This is a genomic window from Hydrogenophaga sp. NFH-34 (genome assembly GCF_021401345.1).
Classification (GTDB): domain Bacteria; phylum Pseudomonadota; class Gammaproteobacteria; order Burkholderiales; family Burkholderiaceae_C; genus Hydrogenophaga; species Hydrogenophaga electricum.
In genome coordinates this window covers 193,680-216,136 of the sequence record NZ_JACBGE010000003.1, presented here as the reverse complement: position 1 = coordinate 216,136, position 22,457 = coordinate 193,680, and the positions used below count along the sequence as shown (strand labels likewise).

General features: G+C 67.2%; 23 protein-coding genes. 4 read left to right on the top strand and 19 right to left on the bottom strand.

What is annotated here, in order from left to right:
* Positions 1-55: 55 nt before the first annotated feature.
* The 5 genes from L0977_RS04445 to L0977_RS04425 all read right to left on the bottom strand — a co-directional run bounded on the left by L0977_RS04445 (position 56) and on the right by L0977_RS04425 (position 4,135).
* Complete coding sequence (locus tag L0977_RS04445) at positions 56-994, bottom strand: class I SAM-dependent methyltransferase (RefSeq protein ID WP_234263562.1); 939 nt, start codon at positions 992-994, stop codon at positions 56-58.
* A gap of 2 nt (positions 995-996) precedes the next feature.
* Complete coding sequence (locus tag L0977_RS04440; RefSeq protein WP_234263561.1) at positions 997-1,320, bottom strand: YkgJ family cysteine cluster protein; 324 nt, start codon at positions 1,318-1,320, stop codon at positions 997-999.
* Positions 1,317-1,877: a hypothetical protein gene (locus L0977_RS04435; RefSeq protein WP_234263560.1), complete on the bottom strand. Its 561-nt coding sequence runs from the start codon at positions 1,875-1,877 to the stop codon at positions 1,317-1,319. Before L0977_RS04435 ends, L0977_RS04440 begins: the two co-directional genes overlap by 4 nt.
* A gap of 18 nt (positions 1,878-1,895) precedes the next feature.
* Positions 1,896-2,843: an ornithine carbamoyltransferase gene (argF, locus tag L0977_RS04430; RefSeq protein WP_234263559.1), complete on the bottom strand. Its 948-nt coding sequence runs from the start codon at positions 2,841-2,843 to the stop codon at positions 1,896-1,898.
* Between the two features lie 89 nt (positions 2,844-2,932).
* Positions 2,933-4,135 (bottom strand): aspartate aminotransferase family protein, encoded by a 1,203-nt coding sequence (locus tag L0977_RS04425; protein ID WP_234263558.1) that lies wholly within the window; start codon positions 4,133-4,135, stop codon positions 2,933-2,935.
* 325 nt (positions 4,136-4,460) lie between these two features.
* Here L0977_RS04425 and L0977_RS04420 point away from each other — a divergent pair, with 325 nt between their 5' ends.
* The 3 genes from L0977_RS04420 to L0977_RS04410 all read left to right on the top strand — a co-directional run bounded on the left by L0977_RS04420 (position 4,461) and on the right by L0977_RS04410 (position 5,888).
* On the top strand, positions 4,461-4,772 hold the full coding sequence (locus L0977_RS04420; protein WP_234263557.1) for a DUF3579 domain-containing protein: 312 nt from the start codon (positions 4,461-4,463) through the stop codon (positions 4,770-4,772).
* A gap of 73 nt (positions 4,773-4,845) precedes the next feature.
* Complete coding sequence (locus tag L0977_RS04415; RefSeq protein ID WP_234263555.1) at positions 4,846-5,244, top strand: energy transducer TonB; 399 nt, start codon at positions 4,846-4,848, stop codon at positions 5,242-5,244.
* A gap of 83 nt (positions 5,245-5,327) precedes the next feature.
* Complete coding sequence (locus L0977_RS04410; protein WP_234263553.1) at positions 5,328-5,888, top strand: NAD(P)H-dependent oxidoreductase; 561 nt, start codon at positions 5,328-5,330, stop codon at positions 5,886-5,888.
* 45 nt (positions 5,889-5,933) lie between these two features.
* On the opposite strand, the gene L0977_RS04405 is transcribed toward L0977_RS04410, so the two are convergent.
* The 4 genes from L0977_RS04405 to grpE all read right to left on the bottom strand — a co-directional run bounded on the left by L0977_RS04405 (position 5,934) and on the right by grpE (position 11,179).
* Positions 5,934-7,175: an MFS transporter gene (locus tag L0977_RS04405; protein ID WP_267966339.1), complete on the bottom strand. Its 1,242-nt coding sequence runs from the start codon at positions 7,173-7,175 to the stop codon at positions 5,934-5,936.
* Between the two features lie 134 nt (positions 7,176-7,309).
* Positions 7,310-8,446 (bottom strand): molecular chaperone DnaJ, encoded by a 1,137-nt coding sequence (gene dnaJ, locus L0977_RS04400; protein ID WP_234263551.1) that lies wholly within the window; start codon positions 8,444-8,446, stop codon positions 7,310-7,312.
* A 97-nt stretch (positions 8,447-8,543) separates the two neighbouring features.
* Positions 8,544-10,523: a molecular chaperone DnaK gene (gene dnaK / locus L0977_RS04395; RefSeq protein ID WP_326491047.1), complete on the bottom strand. Its 1,980-nt coding sequence runs from the start codon at positions 10,521-10,523 to the stop codon at positions 8,544-8,546.
* 74 nt (positions 10,524-10,597) lie between these two features.
* A complete protein-coding gene (gene grpE / locus L0977_RS04390) occupies positions 10,598-11,179 on the bottom strand; it encodes a nucleotide exchange factor GrpE (protein WP_234263549.1) in 582 nt (193 codons plus the stop codon).
* A gap of 195 nt (positions 11,180-11,374) precedes the next feature.
* Here grpE and L0977_RS04385 point away from each other — a divergent pair, with 195 nt between their 5' ends.
* Entirely contained in the window at positions 11,375-12,226 is an 852-nt protein-coding gene (locus tag L0977_RS04385; protein ID WP_234263548.1) for a fumarylacetoacetate hydrolase family protein, read from the top strand.
* Between the two features lie 27 nt (positions 12,227-12,253).
* On the opposite strand, the gene L0977_RS04380 is transcribed toward L0977_RS04385, so the two are convergent.
* The 10 genes from L0977_RS04380 to L0977_RS04335 all read right to left on the bottom strand — a co-directional run bounded on the left by L0977_RS04380 (position 12,254) and on the right by L0977_RS04335 (position 22,441).
* Positions 12,254-12,604, bottom strand: coding sequence for a winged helix-turn-helix transcriptional regulator (locus L0977_RS04380; protein ID WP_234263547.1), 351 nt, complete (start codon positions 12,602-12,604; stop codon positions 12,254-12,256).
* 163 nt (positions 12,605-12,767) lie between these two features.
* Positions 12,768-13,289, bottom strand: a complete 522-nt coding sequence (locus tag L0977_RS04375) for a MarR family winged helix-turn-helix transcriptional regulator (protein WP_234263545.1) — start codon at positions 13,287-13,289, stop codon at positions 12,768-12,770.
* A 38-nt stretch (positions 13,290-13,327) separates the two neighbouring features.
* Positions 13,328-15,055 carry an acyl-CoA dehydrogenase family protein gene (locus L0977_RS04370; RefSeq protein ID WP_234263544.1) on the bottom strand — a complete coding sequence of 576 codons (1,728 nt, stop codon included), beginning with the start codon at positions 15,053-15,055 and terminating at the stop codon, positions 13,328-13,330.
* 5 nt (positions 15,056-15,060) lie between these two features.
* Positions 15,061-15,795 carry an ABC transporter ATP-binding protein gene (locus L0977_RS04365; RefSeq protein WP_234263542.1) on the bottom strand — a complete coding sequence of 245 codons (735 nt, stop codon included), beginning with the start codon at positions 15,793-15,795 and terminating at the stop codon, positions 15,061-15,063.
* Positions 15,795-17,567, bottom strand: coding sequence for a branched-chain amino acid ABC transporter ATP-binding protein/permease (locus L0977_RS04360; protein ID WP_234263540.1), 1,773 nt, complete (start codon positions 17,565-17,567; stop codon positions 15,795-15,797). The genes L0977_RS04365 and L0977_RS04360 overlap by 1 nt, the downstream gene beginning before the upstream one ends.
* Before the next feature lie 4 nt (positions 17,568-17,571).
* The gene (locus tag L0977_RS04355) at positions 17,572-18,612 is read right to left on the bottom strand and encodes a branched-chain amino acid ABC transporter permease (RefSeq protein ID WP_234263538.1); all 1,041 of its coding nucleotides are present in this window, start codon (positions 18,610-18,612) and stop codon (positions 17,572-17,574) included.
* 97 nt (positions 18,613-18,709) lie between these two features.
* A complete protein-coding gene (locus L0977_RS04350) occupies positions 18,710-19,843 on the bottom strand; it encodes an ABC transporter substrate-binding protein (RefSeq protein WP_234263536.1) in 1,134 nt (377 codons plus the stop codon).
* A 47-nt stretch (positions 19,844-19,890) separates the two neighbouring features.
* On the bottom strand, positions 19,891-20,313 hold the full coding sequence (locus L0977_RS04345; RefSeq protein ID WP_234263534.1) for an acyl-CoA thioesterase: 423 nt from the start codon (positions 20,311-20,313) through the stop codon (positions 19,891-19,893).
* A gap of 111 nt (positions 20,314-20,424) precedes the next feature.
* The gene (locus tag L0977_RS04340; RefSeq protein WP_234263532.1) at positions 20,425-21,189 is read right to left on the bottom strand and encodes an SDR family NAD(P)-dependent oxidoreductase; all 765 of its coding nucleotides are present in this window, start codon (positions 21,187-21,189) and stop codon (positions 20,425-20,427) included.
* 1 nt (position 21,190) lies between these two features.
* Positions 21,191-22,441, bottom strand: a complete 1,251-nt coding sequence (locus tag L0977_RS04335) for a thiolase family protein (protein WP_234263530.1) — start codon at positions 22,439-22,441, stop codon at positions 21,191-21,193.
* Between the last annotated feature and the right edge of the window lie 16 nt (positions 22,442-22,457).

The window sequence follows — 22,457 nt, the reverse complement described above, 5'->3', positions numbered from 1 at the left end:
CGGCGTCATCGCCCGCTTGTGGGGCTTGTCAGGGCTGCGGCCACCGCGGCGGCTGTCACTGAGCCGGTGCGAGCGGCGGCAGGCGCACCACCAGCACCTTGAGCGCGCGGTCGGGCGAAGCGTCGGCGAACGCGGGCGGGTTGGGCAGGCGCTGCTCGATCAGCAGCTCGGGGGCTTGGGCCGCCAGGTGTTCATGCAGGAACGCCTCGGGGATTTCGGGTGCGTTCAGACAGAGCAGGGCCCGGCCGCCGGGCTTGAGCAGGTCCGGCAGGCGGCGCAGCAGGCGGGGCCAGTCCTTGTTGGCCACGAAGCTGCCCTTCTGGTAGCTCGGCGGGTCGGCCACCACGAGGTCGTAAGGCCCCATGCGCGTGACCTTGCCCCAGGAGCTGAACAGGTCGTGGGCGAGAAATTTGGCGCCACTGGTGAACCCGTTGAGCGGGTGGTTCTGCTGGCCGGTGGCCAGCGCGCCCTGGGCCATGTCGATGTTGATGACCTCCCGCGCACCGCCTTGCAACGCGGCGACAGAAAAGGCGCAGGTGTAGGCAAACAGGTTCAACACCTTGGCGTTTTGCGCGTGGGCGCGCACCCAGCGCCGGCCTTCGGCCATGTCGAGGAACAGACCGTGGTTCTGGCCGCGTTGCACCTGCACGCGGTAACGCGCGCCGTCTTCGGTGACGGTGTGCGGTTCGGGCACCGTGCCGGCCATCAGGGTGGTGACCGGGCGGCTGACCGGGCCGTCGGGCTGGCGGCGCTGGAACACCCAGTTCAGCGGCAGCTCCGGTGCGAGTTGCGCCTGCCGCGCGGCGAGCGCCTCGGCGATGCGTTGCGTCTCTTCGTCCGTCGCCTCGCCGAACTTGGTCAGCAGCCAGACCGGCGCGAACCAGTCCAGCGCCCAGTCCTCGCAGCCAGGGAACAGGCCGCCGCGGCCGTGGAAGAGGCGTTGGGCGTCGGGGCCGGGCGTGGCCCGGGCAATGGCATCGAGCAGGGCTTGCATGGTCAGAAGAAAGGGGAGGCGTCTGTCAGCGGCGCCAGCCCGTGGCGGCGCCGTGCGGAAGCGCAGGCGTCGCTGCCTTCCTCAAATTCGCGGCAGGGGTTGGGGCGCCACTCGTAGATGCCGCAAGTGGCCTTTTCGCCGACCTTGCCAGAGAGCGCCGCGCAGCGCGGACGCACGTGGTCGGTGCCCCGCAGGCGCACCGTGCCCTCGGTCACCGGCACCCACAGGCCGTCGGGCACCGTGCCGCCTTCGGACTGCGTCTCGAAAACCGAGAAGTCGACGCGGAAGCTGGCGCAGCAGGCGCCGCAGGTGGTGCAGGCGCTCACGGCTGTGCAGCGTGGGCCAGCGCGGCGATGCGCCGGAGCAGGCGCTGGCGAATGAGGCCGCTGACCGGACGGATGGCGTACCAGTAGGGCGCAAAACGACGCCGTTGCAGAGCACTGGGGCAGTGCACGCGGGTGTGGGTCACCAGCTGGCAGCGGTGCGCTGCCAGCGGTTGCACGCCAACGGTCAGCACCAGCCGCGGCTGGTCGGTCAGGGCCATGAACGCGGCGGCATCGGCCAAGGGGAGCAGGCCGTAGTCCAGTTGCCAGAAGCGGCCGGCCAGGCCGAACGCGACCTCGCGTCCCGGTGTTTCGCCGAGCCACTGAAAGCTGTGGAAGCCGAAGGGCTGGGCGGGCAGGGCGTTGCGGGAAAGGCCCAGCGCCCGAAGCAGGCGGCCAGGCACTTCGCGCAGCGCTATGGCGCGGGCGATCAGCGGGTCTTCAGCGCTCAGGCCGGGCACGATGCTGGCGTAGGCCTGCGCGGGCGAGACGCCGTCCAGCACCAGCGCATGCCGCTCACCGAATTGCCACTCGGGCAGCAGGCGGTTCATCAGCTCCATGCAACCCGCCGGATGCCATCAGGCCAGGCGGCCCAGCAGCAGGTATTCCATCAGCGCCTTCTGCACGTGCATGCGGTTCTCGGCCTCGTCCCAGACCACGCTCTGCGCGCCGTCGATGACCTCGGCGGTCACTTCCTCGCCGCGGTGGGCGGGCAGGCAGTGCATGAACAGCGCGTCGGGCTGGGCCACGGCCATCATGGCCTCGTCCACGCACCACTGCTTGAACGCCGCGCGGCGGACTTCGTTTTCGGCCTCGTAGCCCATGCTGGTCCACACGTCGGTGGTCACCAGGTCGGCGCCGCGGCAGGCTTCCTTGGGGTCGCTGAAGACCTTGTAGCAAGCCGGGTTGCCGATGCCGGCGAGCTTCGTGTCGACTTCGTAGCCGCTGGGCGTGCTCACGTGCACGGTGAAGCCCAGCAGTTCGGCCGCCTGCAGCCAGGTGTTGGCCATGTTGTTGCCGTCGCCGACCCAGGCGACCACCTTGCCTTGGAGGGCGTCGAGCGGGTTGCCGCTGGCGGCCGGGCGGTATTCGACCAGGGTGAACAGGTCGGCCAGGATCTGGCAGGGGTGGAATTCGTTGGTCAGGCCGTTGATGACGGGCACGCGCGAGTACTCGGCGAACTTCTCGATCTTGTCCTGTCCGAAGGTGCGGATCATCACGATGTCGACCATGCGGCTGATCACGCGGGCGCTGTCTTCAATGGGTTCGGCGCGACCCAGCTGGCTGTCGCCGGTGGTCAGGTGCACCACCGAGCCGCCCATCTGGTACATGCCGGCCTCGAAGCTCACGCGGGTGCGCGTGCTGGCCTTCTCGAAGATCATGGCCAGCGTGCGGTCCGGGTCGGCAAAGGGCTGGTACTTCTCCACGGCCTTGAACTTGGCCTTGATGAACGCGGCGCGGCGCAACAGATAGCCGTATTCGTCGGCGCTGAAATCCTTGAACTGCAGGTAGTGGCGGATGGGCATGGCGAGGACTCGTCGATCAGGGGTGGGAGCGGCACCGGGCGAAATGCCCGCACGGCGCCGGCTTCACCGGGCCGCTGCGGCCCGGGGCTTTATTCCGCGAGGAAGGCGTCGATGAGGGGCAGCAGCTTGCCGAGGATTTCGTCGGCTTCGGCCATGCTGATGATCAGCGCCGGCACCAGACGGATCACGTTGTCGGCGGTGACCGACAGCAGCAGACCGGCGTCGGCCGCGCGCTGCGTGATCACGCCGCAAGGCTTGGTCAGCTCGATGCCGATCATCAGGCCCTGGCCGCGCACTTCCTTCACGCCCGGCTTGCCCAGCAGGGCGGTGCTCAGGCGGGTCAGCAGATGCTGGCCGACACGGGCTGCATTGGCCAGCAACTCCTCGTCTTCCATGATACGGATGGTCTCCACGCCCGCGCGCATGGCCAGCGGGTTGCCGCCGAAGGTGGTGCCGTGGTTGCCGGGCTGGAAGATGTTCGCCGCCTTGGGGCCCGCGACCACCGCGCCGATCGGCACGCCCGAGCCCAGACCCTTGGCCAGCGGCATCACGTCGGGCACGATCCCGGCCCACTGGTGCGCAAACCACTTGCCGGTGCGGCCCATGCCGCACTGCACTTCGTCGATCATCATCAGCCAGTCGCGCTGATCGCACAGCTGGCGCAGTTGCTGCAGGTACTCGACGCGCATCGGGTTGATGCCGCCTTCGCCCTGGATGGTCTCGAAGAACACGGCCACCACGTTCGGATTGCCTTCCGTGGCCTTCTTCAAAGCGGCGATGTCGTTGGCCGGCACGCGGACGAAACCTTCCACCAGGGGGCCGAAGCCGGCCTGCACCTTGGGGTTGCCGGTGGCGCTGAGCGTGGCGATGGAGCGGCCATGGAAGGCCTTTTCGTAGACGACGATTTCCGGGCGCTCGATGCCCTTGTCGTGCCCGTACTTGCGCGCCAGCTTCAGCGCGGCTTCGTTGGCTTCCAGACCGGTGGAGCAGAAAAACACGTTGCTCATGCCCGAGCGCTCCACCAGCATCTGGGCCAGCGCTTCCTGGCCGGGCACGTGGTAGTAGTTGCAGCAGTGGATCATGTTGGCGATCTGGTCCTGCAGCGCCTTGACCAGGCGCGGGTGGCCATGGCCCAGGGTGTTGACGGCGATACCGGCCAGCGCGTCCAGGTATTCCTTGCCGTTGACATCCCATACACGCAGGCCGCGCCCATGCGACATCGCGATCGGCAGGCGACCGTAGGTGTTCATCACGTGGGGGGATGCGGGGGCGGTGGACACGGCGGCGTTCATGGAAAGATCTCCGGAAGGAAGGGCCAAAAACAAAGCGGCTCAACGCAGGTTGAGCCGTTGAAAGGCGATTTTAGGCGCAGCGCCGGGCACGATCATTGCTGTTATCGCATCGCTGTCATGCCCGTTGGCCGGTGTGGCCCCAGCGCCAGGATGACCATGCCATACTGGCTTGACACCGGCATGACGGGGCTGCAGTGGGCTCGGGAAAACCCGGGGTCAAGTCTTATATAAGATAGAATTCTGCCATCCGCAACGACCTTTCATCCCTTGGTTGCCTGTCGGAAACCGACCCACACGCGCCCTCTACCCGAAGGCTTCTCACCCCATGGCCCACCCCTCAGCGAAACAGGTGTTCATCAAGGGCGTCACCCGCAGCGGGCGCACGTTCCGGCCCTCCGACTGGGCCGAACGCCTGGCCGGGGTGATGAGCCAGTTTCGTCCCGGCGGCACCAAGGCCGCCCTGGGAGGGCACATCGCCTATTCGCCCTGGTGCGTGCCCACCGTGCTCGATGGGGTGAAGGTCGTCATCGTCCACCGCGACCTGCGTGACGCCGAGCCCATGGCCTGGGACTTCGTCATGAACTTTGCCAAAGACAACGAACTGCAGGTTGAAGAAGGCCAGGCCGATGCGGCCTGACGCGCCGGTTGCGGCGCACCACCGTGTGCCGGGTAAGGGGTTCTCGTTGCTCAGGGTGGTCGCGTTCTGCGCCATGGCGTTGAGTCTGGGTGCCTGCCGCTCGCTGGGCACCGGGTACCGCTTCGTGGGCGCCGAGGAATGGCGCTCCTATATGGCTGCTGACCGTTTCCTGGCGGAGGAGGCGGTACGCCATGGGTCGGCGGGTCTGGACCGGCCGCTGGTGCCGATCAAGGTGATTGCGCCGGATTACCCGAATTGGATTGCCCGAGAGCATCAGGGGGATGTCCTGGTCGCTGTCGTCATCGAGAGCGATGGCACCGTGGGTTCGGCCACTGCGCGGCCCGATGACAACCCGGTGCTGGCCCAGTTGCTGACCGACGCGGTGAAACAGTGGCGTTTTGAGCCGATCACGAAGGCGGGGCAGCCTACTCGGCTTAGGCTGCGGGTGCCATTCTCTTTCCGGCGGAGCTGATGGCCTGACAGCCTGGCTTGGGAACTGGCCGGGCTATGCTGGCATCTGGATTCCTTTGCACTCACGACACCGTCCAAGCCACCATGCCCACACCGCACCACCTGTTCCTCGTTGCCTCCACCCGCGAACCCGGTCACATGGGCAATACCGAATGGCTCGCGCGCCAGGCCGCAGCCCATCTGCCTGTAGACGCCGCCCAGACCTGGGTGCACCTGGCACGCGCCGGCATGCCCGAGTTCGTCGACCAGCGCCACACCGCCGGCAGCTACCCCCTGCCCGAAACCGGCAGCGTGATGCGCCAGTTGCTGGACCAGACCCTGGCCTGCACCGATCTTGTCTTCGTCGCCCCCGTCTACTGGTTCAGTTTTCCGTCCACGCTCAAGGCCTACCTGGATCACTGGAGCGCCTGGCTGCGCGTGCCGGGGCTGGACTTCAAGGCACAGATGAGCGGCAAGCGCCTGTGGCTCATCACCACCAACGGCGAGCGCGCGAAGGCGCAACCCATGATCGATTCGACCGCGCTGTGCGCCAGGTTCCTCGACATGTCCATGGCCGGCGTGCTGTGGGGGAAGGGTGGGGCGCCGGAGGCGGTGCGGTCCGACGCTGCAGCGGTCGCCGCAGCGAACCAATTTTTCGCAGGCTGAATCAGACCTGTCACCCATCCCGCGCGCAACGGGCTTTGTCCGGGCTCAATGGCCACCGGAGACCCGAACCGGGCCGGGCGCCGTTGCCATGGCATGGCGACCTTTTGCATCCACCACAGCCCAGAAGAAGATGGCCAGTCCGCCCGCTGACAGTGCTGCTCCGACCCAGCCGGTGGATGTCCAGCCGAGGCCGGCGCTGATGGCCAGGCCCCCGAGCCAGGCGCCCAGAGCGTTGGCGACGTTGAAGGCCGAGTGGTGCAGGGCGGCGGCCAGCACCTGCGCATCGCCAGCCACATCCATCAAACGGATCTGCAAGGCGGGGCCGATGGCCACAATCGTGCCGATCAGGAGCACGTTGATGGCGCCCGCCACGGGGTGGCGTGCTGTGAAGGTGTAGGCCACGAGGACGGCGATGGCCCACACCAGCATGCCGCCAGCGGTGGGCATCAAGGCGCGATCAGCCAGCCTGGAGCCCAGCACGTTGCCCGCCACCATGCCCACGCCAAACAGGGCCAGCACGATGGGGATGCCATTCAATGGCATGCCAGCCACTTCGAGCATGGTCGGTTTGACATAGCTGAACACCGAAAACAGGCCGCCAAAACCGATGGCGCCGATGCCCAGGGTCAGCCACACCTGTTTGTTGCGCAGCGCACCCAGCTCGCGTATCGGGCTGGCGCCTGGTGGAGCGGGCAGCACGGGCAGCGCTTGCCGGACCATCACCGCCGCCAGCAGGGCGATCGCGCCGACCAGGACGAAAGCGCTGCGCCAGCCGAAGTGCTGGCCGAGCCAGGTGGCGAGCGGCACGCCTGCCAGCGTGGCCACGGTCAGGCCGGTCATCACGAGGCCCACCGCACGGGCTCTCTGCCCCGGAGGAGCCAGCGAGGCCGCCACGAGGGCGGCCACACCGAAATAGGTGCCATGCGGCATACCCGCCACGAAACGCAGCAGGTTGAGCGACACATAACCAGGTGCCGCGGCACTGGCGAAGTTGCCCAGGGCAAAGACCAGCATCAGGGCCATCAGAAGGGTCCGCCGTTCCCAGGTGGCTGCGGCCACGGCCAGCACGGGCGCTCCGAACACGACGCCCATCGCATAGGCGCTGATCACGTGGCCGGCCTGGGGGATGGTGACCCCGATGTTCTGCGCCACTTCGGGCAAGAGGCCCATGATGACGAACTCACCGGTGCCGATGGCGAAAGCGCCGAGAGCCATCGCCACGATGGCCCAGCCGCTGCGGAATGAAGAAGACGAGGAGCCGGAGGAGGCAGGGGTGTTCACGTTCAGGCGGCTGCTGGACAGCCCAGAAGGGGGCCGCCGATATTGGCACGGGCCGTCTGAAGGCGTAAAAAAACCAAGGGAAAACCCTTGGTTTCAAGAGGTTGCCAGCGAGCCGGCCAGGGGCTGCGCTGGCGAGGTGGTCAGGAGAAGAAATCCTTGGCCTTCTCGAACCAGCCTTTGTCGTTCGGGCTGTGCTTGTGGCCACCTTTCTTGAACGATTCGTCCAGTTCCTTGAGCAGCTTGCGCTGGTGTTCGGTCAGCTTCACCGGCGTTTCCACCGCCACGTGGCAGTACAGGTCGCCGGGGTAGCTGCTGCGCACGCCCTTGACGCCCTTGCCGCGCAGGCGGAAGGTCTTGCCGCTCTGGGTGCCTTCGGGCAGGTCGATGGTGGCTTTGCCTTGCAGCGTGGGCACATCGATCTCGCCGCCCAGGGCCGCTGTGGTCATGCTCACCGGCACCTGGCAGTGCAGGTCATCGCCCTCGCGTTCGAAGATCTCGTGCTTGCGCAGGCGGATCTCGATGTAGAGGTCGCCGGCCGGGCCGCCGTTCTGGCCCGGTTCGCCGTTACCGGTGGAGCGGATGCGCTGGCCGTCGTCGATACCCGCGGGGATCTTGATCTCCAGCGTCTTCTGCTTCTTGATCTTGCCCTGGCCGTGGCAGGTGCCGCAGGGGTCGGGAATGATCTTGCCGCTGCCGTGGCAGTGCGGGCAGGTCTGTTGCACGCTGAAGAAGCCCTGGCGCATCTGCACGACGCCTTGTCCGTGGCAGGTGGAGCAGGTCTTGGCGCTGGTGCCGGGCTTGGCGCCGCTGCCGCTGCAGGTTTCGCAGTCTTCCCAGGAGGGGATGCGGATCTGCGTTTCCTTGCCCTGGGCGGCTTCCTCAAGCGAAATTTCCATCGCGTAGGAGAGGTCGGCGCCGCGGTAGACCTGGCGCCCACCGCCGCCCCGGCGGGAGCCGCCGAAGATGTCCCCGAAGATGTCGCCAAAGGCTTCGCCGAAACCGGCAAAACCTTCGGCACCGGGTCCGCCGGGGCCGCGCATGTTCGGGTCGACGCCGGCGTGGCCGTACTGGTCGTACGCCGCTTTCTTCTGCGGGTCCGACAGCATCTCGTAGGCCTCTTTGACCTCCTTGAATTTCTCTTCGGCCTCCTTGGCGGCATCACCCTGGTTGCGGTCCGGGTGGTACTTCATCGCCAGCTTGCGGTAGGCCTTCTTGATCTCGTCGTCGGAGGCGTTCTTGGGCACGCCCAGCACTTCGTAAAAGTCGCGTTTGGCCATGGTCGTCTTGCGTGGTGCGTGAGGGGGTTGCGATTGAGCGCGAACGCCGCGTCAGGTTGCCCCGACGCGGCGGTGGTTGGTCAGCCGGGGCGGCCGATCAGCCCTTCTTCACTTCCTTGACTTCGGCGTCCACGATGTCGTCGTCTTGGGCATTGGACGAGGCACCGGCGCTGGCCTGTTCGGCACCACCGGCGGCACCCGCCGTGGCAGCGGCTTCTGCCTGGGACGCGGCGTAGACCTTCTCGCCCAGCTTCTGGCTGGCGGTCATCAGGGCCTCGGTCTTGGCGTCGATGGCGGCCTTGTCGTCGCCCTTGATGGCTTCTTCCAGGTCCTTGACCGCGGACTCGATGGCCTCCTTCTCGGCCGCCTCGAGCTTGTCACCGTGTTCGCCCAGGCTCTTCTTGACACTGTGCACCGAGGCTTCGGCCTGGTTGCGGGCCTGCACCAGCTCGACCTTCTTGTGGTCTTCGGCGGCGTTCAGCTCGGCGTCCTTGACCATCTGCTGGATCTCGGCCTCGGACAGGCCGGAGTTCGCCTTGATGGTGATCTTGTTTTCCTTGCCGGTGCCCTTGTCCTTGGCGCCCACGTGCAGGATGCCGTTGGCGTCGATGTCGAAGGTCACTTCGATCTGCGGCATGCCGCGCGGTGCGCTGGGGATGCCTTCGAGGTTGAACTCGCCCAGCAGCTTGTTACCCGAGGCGATTTCACGCTCGCCCTGGAACACCTTGATGGTCACGGCCGGCTGGTTGTCCTCGGCGGTCGAGAAGACCTGCGAGAACTTGGTCGGGATCGTGGTGTTCTTGGCGATCATCTTGGTCATGACGCCGCCCATGGTCTCGATGCCCAGACTCAGCGGGGTCACGTCCAGCAGCAGCACGTCCTTGCGGTCGCCGGAGAGCACCTGGCCCTGGATGGCGGCGCCGACGGCCACGGCTTCGTCGGGGTTGACGTCACGGCGCGGTTCCTTGCCGAAGAATTCCTTGACCTTGTCCTGCACCTTGGGCATGCGGGTCTGGCCGCCGACCAGGATCACGTCGTCGATGTCACCGACGCTGATGCCGGCGTCCTTGATGGCGGTGCGGCAGGGCGCGATGGAGCGCTCGATCAGCTCTTCCACCAGGGCTTCCAGCTTGGCGCGGGTCAGCTTGATGTTCAGGTGCTTCGGGCCGGTGGCATCGGCCGTGATGTAGGGCAGGTTGATGTCGGTCGCGGCCGAGCTGGACAGCTCGATCTTGGCCTTTTCGGCGGCTTCCTTCAGGCGCTGCAGGGCCAGCACGTCCTTGGACAGGTCCACGCCCTGTTCCTTCTTGAACTCGCCGATGATGAAGTCGATGATGCGTTGGTCGAAGTCTTCGCCGCCCAGGAAGGTGTCGCCGTTGGTCGACAGCACTTCGAACTGCTTCTCGCCATCGACGTCGGCGATCTCGATGATGGACACGTCGAAGGTGCCACCGCCCAGGTCGTACACGGCGATCTTGCGGTCGCCCTTTTCGCTCTTGTCCAGGCCGAAGGCCAGGGCCGCGGCAGTGGGTTCGTTGATGATGCGCTTGACGTCCAGGCCGGCGATGCGGCCGGCGTCCTTGGTGGCCTGGCGCTGGGCGTCGTTGAAGTAGGCCGGCACCGTGATCACGGCTTCAGTGACGGGCTCGCCCAGGTAGTCCTCGGCGGTCTTCTTCATCTTGCGCAGGATGTCGGCCGAGACCTGCTGGGCCGACAGCTTCTTGCCGCGCACTTCCACCCAGGCGTCGCCGTTGTCGGCGGGCACGATGGAATAGGGCATCAGGTCGATGTCCTTCTGCACTTCCTTTTCGGTGAACTTGCGGCCGATCAGGCGCTTGATCGCGTACAGCGTGTTCTTCGGGTTGGTCACGGCCTGGCGCTTGGCGGATGCGCCGACCAGCACCTCGCCGTCTTCCTGGTACGCCACGATCGAGGGCGTGGTGCGTGCACCTTCGCTGTTCTCGATCACCTTGGTGGTGTTGCCTTCCATGATGGACACGCAGCTGTTGGTCGTGCCCAGGTCAATGCCGATGATTTTTCCCATGATGTGTGGCTCCTGCGAAAGGAATGTTTGAATTGTTGAAGAGGTGTGGATAACTCTGGGGATTTCAAGTGGGCAGTCTGTGCGGACCGGCCACGAAAGCCCCTTTTTTATTTGGGTGCGGCGACGGTGACCAGGGCTGGGCGCAACACGCGCTCGGCGATCAGGTAGCCCTTTTGCAGCACATTGACGACCGTGTTGGTTTCCTGGTCGGCCGGGACCATGCTGATGGCCTGGTGCTGGTGCGGATCGAATTTGCTGCCCTGCTCGGGCGCGATGGCCACCACCTTGTTGCGCGCCAGCGCGCTTTGCAACTGCTTGAGCGTGGCTTCGGCACCTTCGCGCACCTGCTGAACGGTCGCTTCCTGCACGGCCAGGCCGGCTTCGAGGCTGTCGAGCACGGGCAGCAGGCTTTCGGCAAAGCTCTCCAGCGCGAACTTGCGGGCCTTGGCGATTTCGTCGTCGGCGCGGCGGCGGGCGTTTTCAGATTCTGCTTTGGCCCGCAGGTACTGGTCGGCCAGGTCGGCGTTCTTCGCCTTCAGGTCGGCCAACTCGTTGGTCAGCGCGGCCAGCGCATCGGCTTCACCGATGGCTGCCTGGGGCTCGGCGGCGCTGTCCGCGGCCTGGGGCGCGGTGGCGGACGGATCGATGGTGGGCGTGGTTCCCTCGGCTGGCGTGTTTTCTGGGCTCATGGGCGGTTCGGATGGTGCGGTGGCTTTGAACCACCGGTTGAAGACAGACATGATCGAGTGCCGGCAAGGGCCGACAACCTCCCGTGCGCGCTACTTGGGGGCATCGGCACGGAATTCAAGAGGCGGCCGCAAGGCGTTCAGCCCGCCGGGCGACAATGCGGGCTTTTGAGAACCCAACCCGCAGGAGACGACCCGATGAAACTGATCCGCCATGGCCTTCGCGGCGCTGAAAAACCCGGTCTGATCGATGCCAGCGGCACGCTGCGCGACCTCTCGGGCGTGGTGCCGGACATTGCCGGCACCGTGCTGGGACGCGATTCTATGCGCCGTCTGGCCGCGCTGGACCCGGCCGCGCTGCCGGCGTTGCCGACCGACACGCGCCTGGGCGCCTGTGTGGGGGCGGTGGGCAACGTGGTGTGTATCGGGCTCAACTACGCGGACCACGCGGCCGAGGCCGGCCTGAAAGCGCCGGGCCAGCCCATCGTGTTCAACAAGCACAGCGGTGCCATCAGCGGCCCGGCCGACGAGGTGTGGCTGGCGCCGGGCTCTACCAAGCTGGACTGGGAGGTCGAGCTGGGGGTGGTCATCGGCGAACCCGCGTTCCGGATCAGCGAGGCCGAGGCCCTGGACGTGGTGGCGGGCTACTGCCTGGTCAATGACGTGTCCGAACGCGCCTACCAGATCGAGTACGAAGGTCAGTGGACCAAGGGCAAGAGCTACCCCACCCACTGTCCCATCGGCCCCTGGCTGGTCACGCCCGATGAACTGGGTGATCCGCAGGCCGTGGACCTGTGGCTGGACGTGAACGGCCAGCGCCGCCAGACCGGCAGCACCCGCACCATGATCTTCGGCGTGGCCCGGATCGTCAGCTACCTCAGCCAGTTCATGGCCCTGCAGCCGGGCGACGTGATCCCCACCGGCACGCCGCCGGGCGTGGGCATGGGGCAGAAACCGCCGGTGTTCCTGCAGGTGGGCGACGTGATCACGCTGGGTGGTGCCGGCCTGGGGCAGCAGCGCCAGACCGTGGTGCCCACGCCCGGGCGCTGAGCGCTGTTTGGCCCGGCCGGCGTGGCGTCAGGCGCGGGCCTGGGCACCCAGGGCCGCGTGCACGGCAGGGCTGCTGGAGCGGGCCTGCTGCTGCGACCACTTGTGGGCGAAGGGCCGCACTTCGGCCAGCCGCCGCGCGAGCTCGGCCCCTTGCGAGGTGAGGCGGTAGCCGTCGCCGCCGTGGTCCAGCAGCCGCGCGGCGCGCAACTGCTTGAGGCGGGTGTTGAGGGTGTTGGGCGTGACGCCGCCCACACTGTCCTGCAGCAGCCGGAAAGTCTGGGGATGCCCGTCGCTCAGGGCCCAGATCACGCGCATGGCATAGCGCGATTCCAGCAGGTTGAACAACTGGCTCACGGCCGCCTGGTCTTTGGAATGCATGGATGTCTCCTGTCCGGCCCGCTTTCTTGTGTTCCGGTGCAGGCCTGCATGCAATATACGACCAAGCAGCGCCAGTCGCTAGCACTTTGCTAGCTGCGTTGACATGGCGTGTGTGGCGGCAATGCCAAGGCTCCGGGCTTTCCCGGATTGCATGGCCGTGGACTCAGGCGCGGTAGACGCGGCGCAGCAGCGACTTGAGCGTGTCGAGCTCTTCGTCCGAGAGCCGGCTGCCCACATCGGATTCGAGCTGGGTTGCGGTGAGTTGCGCGTTCTTCTGCAGCCGCTTGCCGGCGGGCGAGAGGTGCAGGCCCTGGGCGCGCCGGTCGGTGGGGTGCGGGCGCCGCTCGATCAGGCCACGCTGGTCCAGCGACTTGATCATGCCGACCAGATTCGGCGGCAGGATGTCCAGCGCCGCACAGACCTGGCGCGAGGTGATGCCCGGGTTGTGCGCGATCAGGGTGAGCACCGAAAAGTCGACCGGGCGCAGGCCGTAGGGGGCCATGCGGCGCAGGAACACGGTGATGACCGCCAGCGCCGCCCGCCGGGCGTTGTAGCCGAGCAGGGTTTCGAGGTAGGACGTGTCGATACCGGTGCCGGCCTCTGCCACCACCGCTTCGGGGGCGACAGCGGCTTTGCGCGGGCCCCGGGGGCGGCGCAGGGTGTTGGCAACGGATGGGGCGGTCATGGCGCAAGCATAACGGGTGGCATCGGCGTTACCGCCGCTCAGGCGCTGGCCAGGGTCTGCGCCATCATGGACAGCCGCATGTCGAATTCCGGCCAGACCCAGCGCCAGAACCCCTGGTGGGCCGTCTGCCAGCGTGGCGTGTCGGCGCCGGGTGTGGCAGCGATGCGGGCCCAGCCCCAGGCCATCAGCAGCATGGCCGTGGCACGCAGGAAGTCGTCGGCCAGCCAGTGCGGCAGGTCGGCTGCGGCGCCATCGGCCTGGGTGGCGGGCACCAACTGTTCGCGCACGAAGTGGGCGAAGCGGTCGATTTCGCCGCGCACGCGCGCCGAGTTGGCGTCGCCGTCGGGCAGTTCGGCCGACAGGTCCTTCAGCAGGGCTTGCAGCGCGCCGCCGCCGTCGGGCAGGGTTTTGCGCAGCAGCAGGTCGATGGCCTGGATCTCATTGGTGCCTTCGTAGATCATGGCCACGCGCGAGTCGCGCACGATTTGCTCGATGCCCCATTCGCGCACGAAACCGTGGCCGCCGAAGACCTGCAGGCAGGCGCTGGCGCCGTGGAAGGCCTGGTCGGTCCAGGCGGCCTTGAGCACGGGGGTGACGAGCGTGCACCAGCGGTTGGCCCGCGCCTGGCGGGCGGGGTCGCTGTGGTGCTTGATGACGTCGAGCTCCAGCGCGGTGCGGTAGGCGATCACACGGCCGGCATCGATCCAGGCGCGCTGCGCGTCGAGGATGCGGCGCATTGCCGGGTGCTGTTCGATCAGGTCCGCCTCGCCAGCCTTGGCGGCGCCGCCTGGGGCGCGCATCTGGCGGCGTTCCTTCGAATAGGCGTCGGCCTTCTGCCAGGCCGCTTCGAGCAGGCCCACGCCTTGCAGGCCGACATGCAGCCGGGCCGCGTTCATCATCACGAACATGGCGTTCAGGCCCTTGCCGGGCTCGCCGACGATCCAGGCGGCGGCCTCGTCGAAACGCATCACGCAGGTGGGGCTGCCGTGCAGGCCCATCTTTTCTTCGATGCGCTCGCACACCACGGCGCTGCGCGTGCCGTCGGCGTAAAACTTGGGCACCAGGAACAGCGACAGGCCCTTGGGGCCGGGCGGGGCGTCGGGCAGGCGCGCGAGCACCAGGTGCACGATGTTGTCGGTCAGGTCGTGTTCGCCGCCCGAGATGAAGATCTTCGTGCCGCTGAGGGCGTAGCGGCCCTCGGGGTCGTTGGCCAGCGGCACGGCCTTGGTGCGGCACAGGCCGAGGTCGGAGCCGGCGTGCGGTTCGGTCAGGCACATGGTGGCCAGCCATTCGCCGGTGGCCACCTTGGCGAGAAACTGCGCCTTCAGCGCATCGGACGCGTGGTGCTTGATGCACTCGTAGGCGCCGTGCAACAGACCGGGCGCCATGGTCCAGCCGTGGTTGGCCGCGCTCAGCCATTCGTAGAGCATGGCCTCCAGCGCAGCGGGCAGGCCCTGCCCGCCGTCTTCCGGTGCCGAGGACAAGGCGGGCCAGCCAGCTTGCCAGAAGGCCTGGTAGGCGTCGCGGAACCCGGGCGGCATGGTCACGGCACCCGCCTTCCACTGGGCCCCGATTTCGTCACCGTCGCGATTGAGCGGGGCCACCACCTCACCCACGAACTTGCCCGCCTCTTCGGCGACCTGGCGGATCAGGTCGGGGTCGGCGTTGTCGGCCAGGGCGGGCAGGGCTGCGAGCGTTTCGGGCGCGCGCAGCACGTCGAGGAGGATGAAGCCGGTGTCGGCGGCGTTGGGCTGGAAGGCGTTCATGCAGGTCAGTCTTTTTTGCGGGCGCTGCCCAGATAGGTTTCGATCACGCGCGGGTCGTTGGCGAGCTGGTCGGCAGGCCCCTGCGCGCTGAGTTCGCCCATTTCGAGCACGTAGCCGTGATCGGCCACCTGCAGCGCGGCGCGCGCATTCTGTTCCACGAGCACGATGGTCACGCCGGTCTGGCGCAGGCTCTGGATGATGGAGAAGATCTCGCGCACGATCAGCGGCGCCAGGCCCAGGCTGGGTTCGTCGAGCATGAGCAGGTCGGGGCGGGCCATCAGCGCGCGTCCCACGGCCAGCATCTGGCGCTCGCCCCCCGAGAGCGTGCCGGCCAGCTGCACGCGCCGCTCTTTCAGGCGCGGAAAGAGGTCGTACACGTCGTCCAGGCGGGCGCGCCACTGGGCGTTGCCGATGCGCATCTGGCGGAAGCCGCCCAGCAGCAGGTTGTCTTCCACCGGCATGGAGCCGAACAGCTCGCGTTTTTCGGGCACCAGGGCGATGCCTTGCATGACGCGCTCTTCGAGCGTGAGCGTGCCGATGTCCTGGCCGTTGAACTCGATGAGGCCCTTGCCGGGCAGGATGCCCATGAGGGTGTTGAGCAGGGTCGACTTGCCGGCGCCGTTGGGGCCGATCACGGTGATCACGCTGCCCTTGTCGGCGCGCAGGCCGATGCCGTGCAGCACCTCCGCCTTGCCGTAGCCGGCGCGCAGGTCCTTGACGTGAAGAATCGGGGTGTTCATCAGTGTTCCGTTCCGAGGTAGGCGGCGCGCACCTTCGGGTCTTGCTGGATCTGTTCGGGCGTGCCTTGCGTGAGCAGGGTGCCGAACTCCATCACCACGAGGTGGTCGCAGACCTGCATGACCAGGTCCATGTCGTGTTCCACGAGCAGGATGCTCATGCCTTCGTCGCGCAACTGGCGCAGCACCCCGGCCAGGGCCTGCTTTTCCTTGTGGCGCAGGCCGGCGGCAGGTTCGTCCAGCAGCAGCAGGGCCGGGTCGGCGCACAGCGCGCGCGCGATTTCCATCAGGCGCTGCGGACCCATGGCCAGGTTGCCGGCCTGTTCGTGCAGGTACTCGCCCATGCCGATGCGTTCGAGCTGGCGCTGCGCTTCGCGGAACAGACGCCGCTCCTCGTCGCTGTTGGTGCGGATCATGGCCGCGGCGACGCCCTTGTGGCCCCGGGTGTGGGCGCCCAGCGCCACGTTCTCCAGCACCGTCATGTCGGGAATCATCTTGACGTGCTGGAAGGTGCGCGAGACGCCCTCGCGGGCGATGGCGCGTGCTGGCAGACCGCTGACGCGGCGGCCCCGGTAGCTGACCGTGCCGCTGGTGAGCGAGAGCACCCCGGTGATGAGGTTGAAGGTGGTCGATTTGCCGGCACCGTTGGGGCCGATCAGGCCAACGATCTGGCCGGCGCGGATCTGGAAGCTGATGTCGTTGACGGCGGTCAGTCCCCCGAACTGCTTGCGGATGCGGTCCACGTCCAGCACCAGCTCACCCAGAGCGGGTTTGTTCCGTTCAGGCAACGGCGCAGCCTGCTGCCAGTCGACGGCGCGCGGACGGCGGGGCAGCTTCTTTTCGACCATGGACCACAGGCCGTCGGGCAGGTACTTGAGCACCAGCACCAGCATGACGCCGAACACGATCACCTCGTAGCTGCCGCTGGTGCCGAGCAGCCGCGGCAGCAGCACCTGCAATTGGTCGTCCATCAGCTTGATGAGACCTGCGCCGACGAAGGCACCCCAGACGTAGTTGACGCCACCGACCACCGACATGAACAGGTACTCGATGCCCATCTTCAGGCCGAAGGCCGACGGGTTCACGGTGCGCTGGAAATGCGCCAGCAGCCAGCCCGCGACCGACGCGGACAGCGCGGCCAGCACGAAGATCGTGACCTTGTAGCGGAAGGTGCTGATGCCCATGGCTTCGGCCATCTGCGGGCCGCTCTTGATGGCGCGGATGGCGCGGCCGGCGCGCGAGTCCAGCAGGTGCAGCAAGGCGGCCGCAAAGGCCAGCAGGATGAACCAGGTGAGCACGAAGAAGGCGCGGCCCTGGCCGATGTCGAAGTTGCCGATGCTCAGGCTCTGGATGCCCAGCAGGCCATCGTATTTGCCCAGCGCGTCCAGGTTGCCCATCAGGTAGTACAGCGACAGGCCCCAGGCGATGGTGGCCAGCGGCAGGTAGTGGCCCGACATGCGCAGCGTGATCACGCCGACCACGAGCGCGCTGGCAGCGGTGAGCACCATGCCGATGAACAGCGTGATCCACGGCGAGACACCGAGGTTGAGCGTGAGCCAGGCTGTGGTGTAGGCGCCGATGCCCACGAAGGCCGCCTGGCCGAAAGAGGTGAGACCGCCCACACCGGTGAGCAGCACCAGGCCCAGCGCCGTCATGGCGTACATGCCGATGTAGTTGAGCTGGGTGATCCAGAAGTCGGGCAGCGGCAGCACGGCCACCAGCGGCACGGCGGCTGCCAGCACGAGCAGGCCGAGGGATTGGGGTTTCAGGGCCATGGAATCAATGCTCCTCGTCGGCGTTGTGGCCGTAGATCGACCGCACCAGCAGCACCGGCAGGATGAGTGTGAACACGATCACTTCCTTGAAGGCGCTGGCCCAGAAAGAGCCGAAAGCCTCGATCACGCCCACGAAAGCGGCCGCGATGAGGGCGCCCGGGTAGCTCGACAGGCCGGCGGCGACGGCCGCCACGAAGCCCTTGAGGCCGATCAGGAAGCCCGAGTCGTAGAACACGGTGGTGGTGGGCCCGATCAGCAGGCCCGAGAGCGCGCCGATGAAGGCCGCCATGGTCAGCGTGAGCTGGCCGGAGGCGTGGGTCGAGATGCCCATCAGGCGGGCACCGGTGCGGTTGACCGCGGTGGCGCGCAGCGCCTTGCCGCGCAGCGTGCGCTCGAAATACAGCCACAGCAGCACGATCAGCGCGATGGCGGTCAACCCGATGATGATGGTCTGGCCCGAGATCGCGACCGGGCCGAGGTTGAAGCGGTCGTCCCAGAAGCTGGGGTTGCGGAAGCCCTCGGCGCCGAAGAACAGCAGGCCCAGGCCGGTGAGGGCGAAGTGCACGCCCACCGAAACGATCAGCAGCACCAGCGGGGTCGCGCTCTCCAGCGACTGGTAGGCCACGCGGTAGACCAGCGGACCATACACGGTGACGATGGCCACGCTCATGGCGGCCTGGGCCAGCAGCGGCCACTGCTGCGGGGCGGCCCAGATCGCCAGCAGGCTCACGGCCACCGGCGCGGCCAGGGTCTTGAGGGCGGCCTTGAGGGCGATCGGCAGGCTGCGGTGGTGCTGCCAGCGCGAGAACAGTTCCATGACTGCGGCCACGCTGGCCAGCAACAGCAGCAGCCAGACGGTGCCCGGCACCTTGCCGGTCTGGAAGATGGCCAGGGTGAGGGCGCCATAGGCGACGAACTCCCCCTGGGGAATGAAGATGATGCGTGTGACCGTGAAGACGAGCACCGTGGCCAGCCCGAGCAGGGCGTACACGGCACCGTTGGTCAGGCCGTCCAGCAGCAGGATGCTGGCGATCGTGGAGTCCATGGGAGGGCCTTGTCAGTCTGGAGAAACCCGGGCCGGTCATGCGCGGCAGGCAGGAGCTGCGCATGACCGGCCCGGGCAGGGGCCGGAAGGGGCGGGTTTATTCGACCTTGAACTTGCCGTCGACCACCTTGAGCATCACGCCGGTTTCCAGCGTGTAGCCCCAGTGGTCGGCCGGAGTCCAGTTCATGACGCCGTGCGAGAACACGGTGCGGCCCATGGTTTCCATGGTGTCGCGCAGCGCAGCGCGGAACTCGGGCGTGCCGGGCTTGGCCTTCTTCAACGCCACCGGGAGGATCTTCTCCAGCACCACCTGGGCGTCGTAGGCGTGACCCGCGAACTGGTTGCGCGAGTTCGGACCGTAGGCCTTTTCGTACTTCTGCACGAAGTCGATCGCGACCGGCTTGGACGGGTGCTTGTCGGGCAGTTGCTCGGCAATCACCGCCGGGCCGGACACCACGAAAGCGCCTTCGACCGACTTGCCGCCGACGCGCATCAGATCCTGGGTGGCGGCCGCGTGGGTCTGGTAGATCTTGCCCTTGAAGCCGCGCTCGACCATGGCCATGTGCGGCATGGCGGCGCCACTGCCGGAAGCGACGATCAGCACCGCATCGGGGTTGGAGGCCGTGATCTTCAGGGCCTGCGGCGTCACGCTGGTGTCGGTGCGGGCGAAGCGCTCGGTGGCGATGATCTTGATGCCGGCCTTGTCCAGCAGCGGGGTGATTTCCTTGAGCCACTGTTCGCCGTAGGCGTCGGTGTAACCCAGGAAGCCGATGGTCTTGACGCCCTGTTCCTTCATGTGTTCCACAACGGCGTGGCCCATCACGGTGTTGGACTGGGGCAGGCGGAACAGCCACTTGTCCTTGCCGGCGGGCACGCCCACGGGCGAGCCGGCCAGTTGCACGGTGCCGGCTTCCGACGCGATGTCGGTCATGGCCGCAGCCACGGCCGTGATGCTGGAGCCGATGATCATGTCGACCTTGTCTTCGGTCACGAAGCGGCGGGCGTTGGCAGCGCCCTTGCCCGGGTCGGTGGCGTCATCGAGGATGATCAGTTGCACCTTCTCGCCGGCGATGGTGGACGGGAACAGCTTGAACTGGTTCTGCATCGGGATGCCCAGGCCGGAGCCCGGGCCGGTCAGCGAGATGCTCACGCCGATCTTCACGTCGGCTTGGGCAGCGGAGGCTGCCAGCGCCGTGACGGCCACGGCGATCAGGGTCTTGAAAGTCTTCATGCTCTATGTCTCCAGGGTGGTGGTTGCGGACTCGGGGAAAAGCCGCCTCAGCCGCCGCACAGGGCGCGGATGTCGGCGGGAATGGGGATCGCCTTGATGCGGTCCGGGTTGGCCGGATCGCGCATGCAGAACGCGCGGGTCTCGGTGCCTTCGCAGAGCACCGTGTCGCCACGCATGACCACATGTCGGTGAATCAGCACCTTCTCGCGCCACTCGGTGACGCTGGTGTGGACCTGGAGCCGTTCGCCATAGGTGGCGGGCTTCATAAACTTGGTGTGGATTTCCAGCAGCGGCGTGCCGATGATCCCGGTGGTCTTGGACAGCTCGCGCCAGGGCGGCACACCGCACTGGACGAAAAAGTTCAGCGACGAGGCGTCCATCCACTTGCTGAAATTGGGAAAGAAGACGATGCCGGCGGGATCGCAATCCCCGAACATCACTTCGACTTCATACACAACGGTTTTTGACATACATACCCAGATCGAAAATCGGCGCGAAACACGCTGGCCCGGGGCGCAGCGGAGCGGGCTTTGCCACACCGCCTGCGTCGCCCCCGGAGGCGGTGACGCCGCCGGAGGGGGTTACCGGGGAGCCATTCGCAGCGCGCCATCCAGCCGGATCACCTCGCCATTGAGGTGGCCATTGCTGACGATATGCGTGGCGAGTTGGGCAAACTCTTCGGGTTTACCCAGGCGTTGCGGGAAGGGAATGCTTTTGGCCAGCGATTCCTGCACCGGCTCGGGCAGGGTCTTCATCAGCGGCGTGGCGAACAGGCCGGGCGCGATGGTGCAGACACGGATGCCGTATTGCGCCAGGTCGCGTGCCATGGGCAGGGTCATGCCGACCACGCCGCCCTTGGACGCGCTGTAGGCCTGCTGGCCGACCTGGCCGTCGAAGGCGGCGACGCTGGCGGTGAACACCATCGCGCCGCGCTCGCCGTCTTCCATCGGGTCGAGCTTGGCGCAGGCTGCGGCGAACAGGCGCGCAGCGTTGTAGGTGCCGATGAGGTTGACGTTGACCACCTTGGCAAAGTCTTCCAGCGGTGCGGCGTTGCCGTCCTTGCCGATCACGCGCTTGGCCGTGCCGATACCGGCGATCTGCATCAGGATGCGTGCCGGGCCATGGGCCGCGGCCGCCGTATCGATGGCGGCTTGCATGCTTTCGGGGTTGCTCACGTCGCAGCGGATGGCCACGCCGCCGATCTCGCCCGCCACGCGCTGGGCGTTGTCGAGGTTGAGGTCGAGCACGGCGACCTTGGCACCCAGCCGGGCGAGTTCGCGGGCGGTGGCCTCCCCGAGGCCGGAGCCGCCGCCGGTGACGAGGGCGGCCTGTCCTTGGATGTTCATGTCAGTTTCCTTCCGGGTTCTCAATGAGGAGGGCGATGCCCTGGCCACCGCCGACGCAGGCGCTGGAAATGCCGTACTTCTTGCCGCTGCGCTGCAGCTCGCGGGCCAGCGTCAGCGTCAGGCGCACACCGGTGGTGGCCAGCGGGTGGCCCAGCGCGATGGCGCCGCCGTTGACGTTGAGCTTGTTGATGTCCATGCCCAGCTCCTTGGCGACCGCGAGGGTCTGGGCGCCCTGGGCTTCGTTGACCTCGAAGCGGGCGATGTCGTCCAGCTTCAGGCCGGTGCGCTCCAGCAGCAGGCGGATCGCCGGCGCCGGGCCGATGCCCATGATTTCGGGGGGCACACCCACCGCAGCGGCGCCGACCACGCGCGCCAGCGGCTTCTTGCCCTGGGCCTTGGCGTAGGCGCCGGAACTCACCACGCAGGCGGCGGCGGCATCGACCAGGGCCGAACTGTTGCCGCCGGTCTGCACGCCGCCGTCGAACACGGGCTTGAGCTTGGCCAGCACCTCGACCGGCGACAGGCGCGGGTGGGTGTCGGTCGCCACTTCGGTGACCTTGCCCTGCAGCCGGATGCCGCGTGTCTGGTAGCCGTCGATCTCGAACTTCTCGGTCACCACCGGCACGATCTCGCCCGCCAGGAACCCGCTTTCCTGGGCCGCCACGGCCTTGGCGAACGAGGCCGACGCAAACGTGTCGACTTCTTCGCGCGTGATGCCGTACTTCTTGGCCAGGTTCTCGGCGGTCTGGATCATGTTGATGCCGGCCGCGGGATCCTTGAGCGCTTCCCACATGTAGTCCTTGAAGCCGACCGGCGCGCCCAGCTTGAAGCCGGTGCGGTGGTCGAAGGCGGCGATGGGGTTGCGCGTCATGCTTTCCGTGCCCACCACCAGCGCCGCGTCGCAGGCGCCGCCCTGGATGTGTTCACCGGCCTGGCGGAAAAGCTCGAAGCCGGTGCCGCAGATGCGCTGCGCCATGATGGCGGGCACCTCGACCGGCACGCCGGCGTACAGGCCGATGTGGCGCGGCAGGAAGAACTGGTCGAAGTCGCCGGGCGCCATGTTGCCGGTGACCACCGAGCCGATCTCGCTCGGGGCGATGCCGGCACGCGCGAGCGCAGCGCGCGCGGCCTTGATGCCCAGGTCGGTCGGCGAGATGTGGCCCAGCGCGCCGCAGTAGTCGACCATCGGCGTGCGCACGCCGTCGACGATCACGACGTCCTCGAATGCTGTGAAGAAACCTCGTTGTGTCATGGCTGGGTCCTTTCCA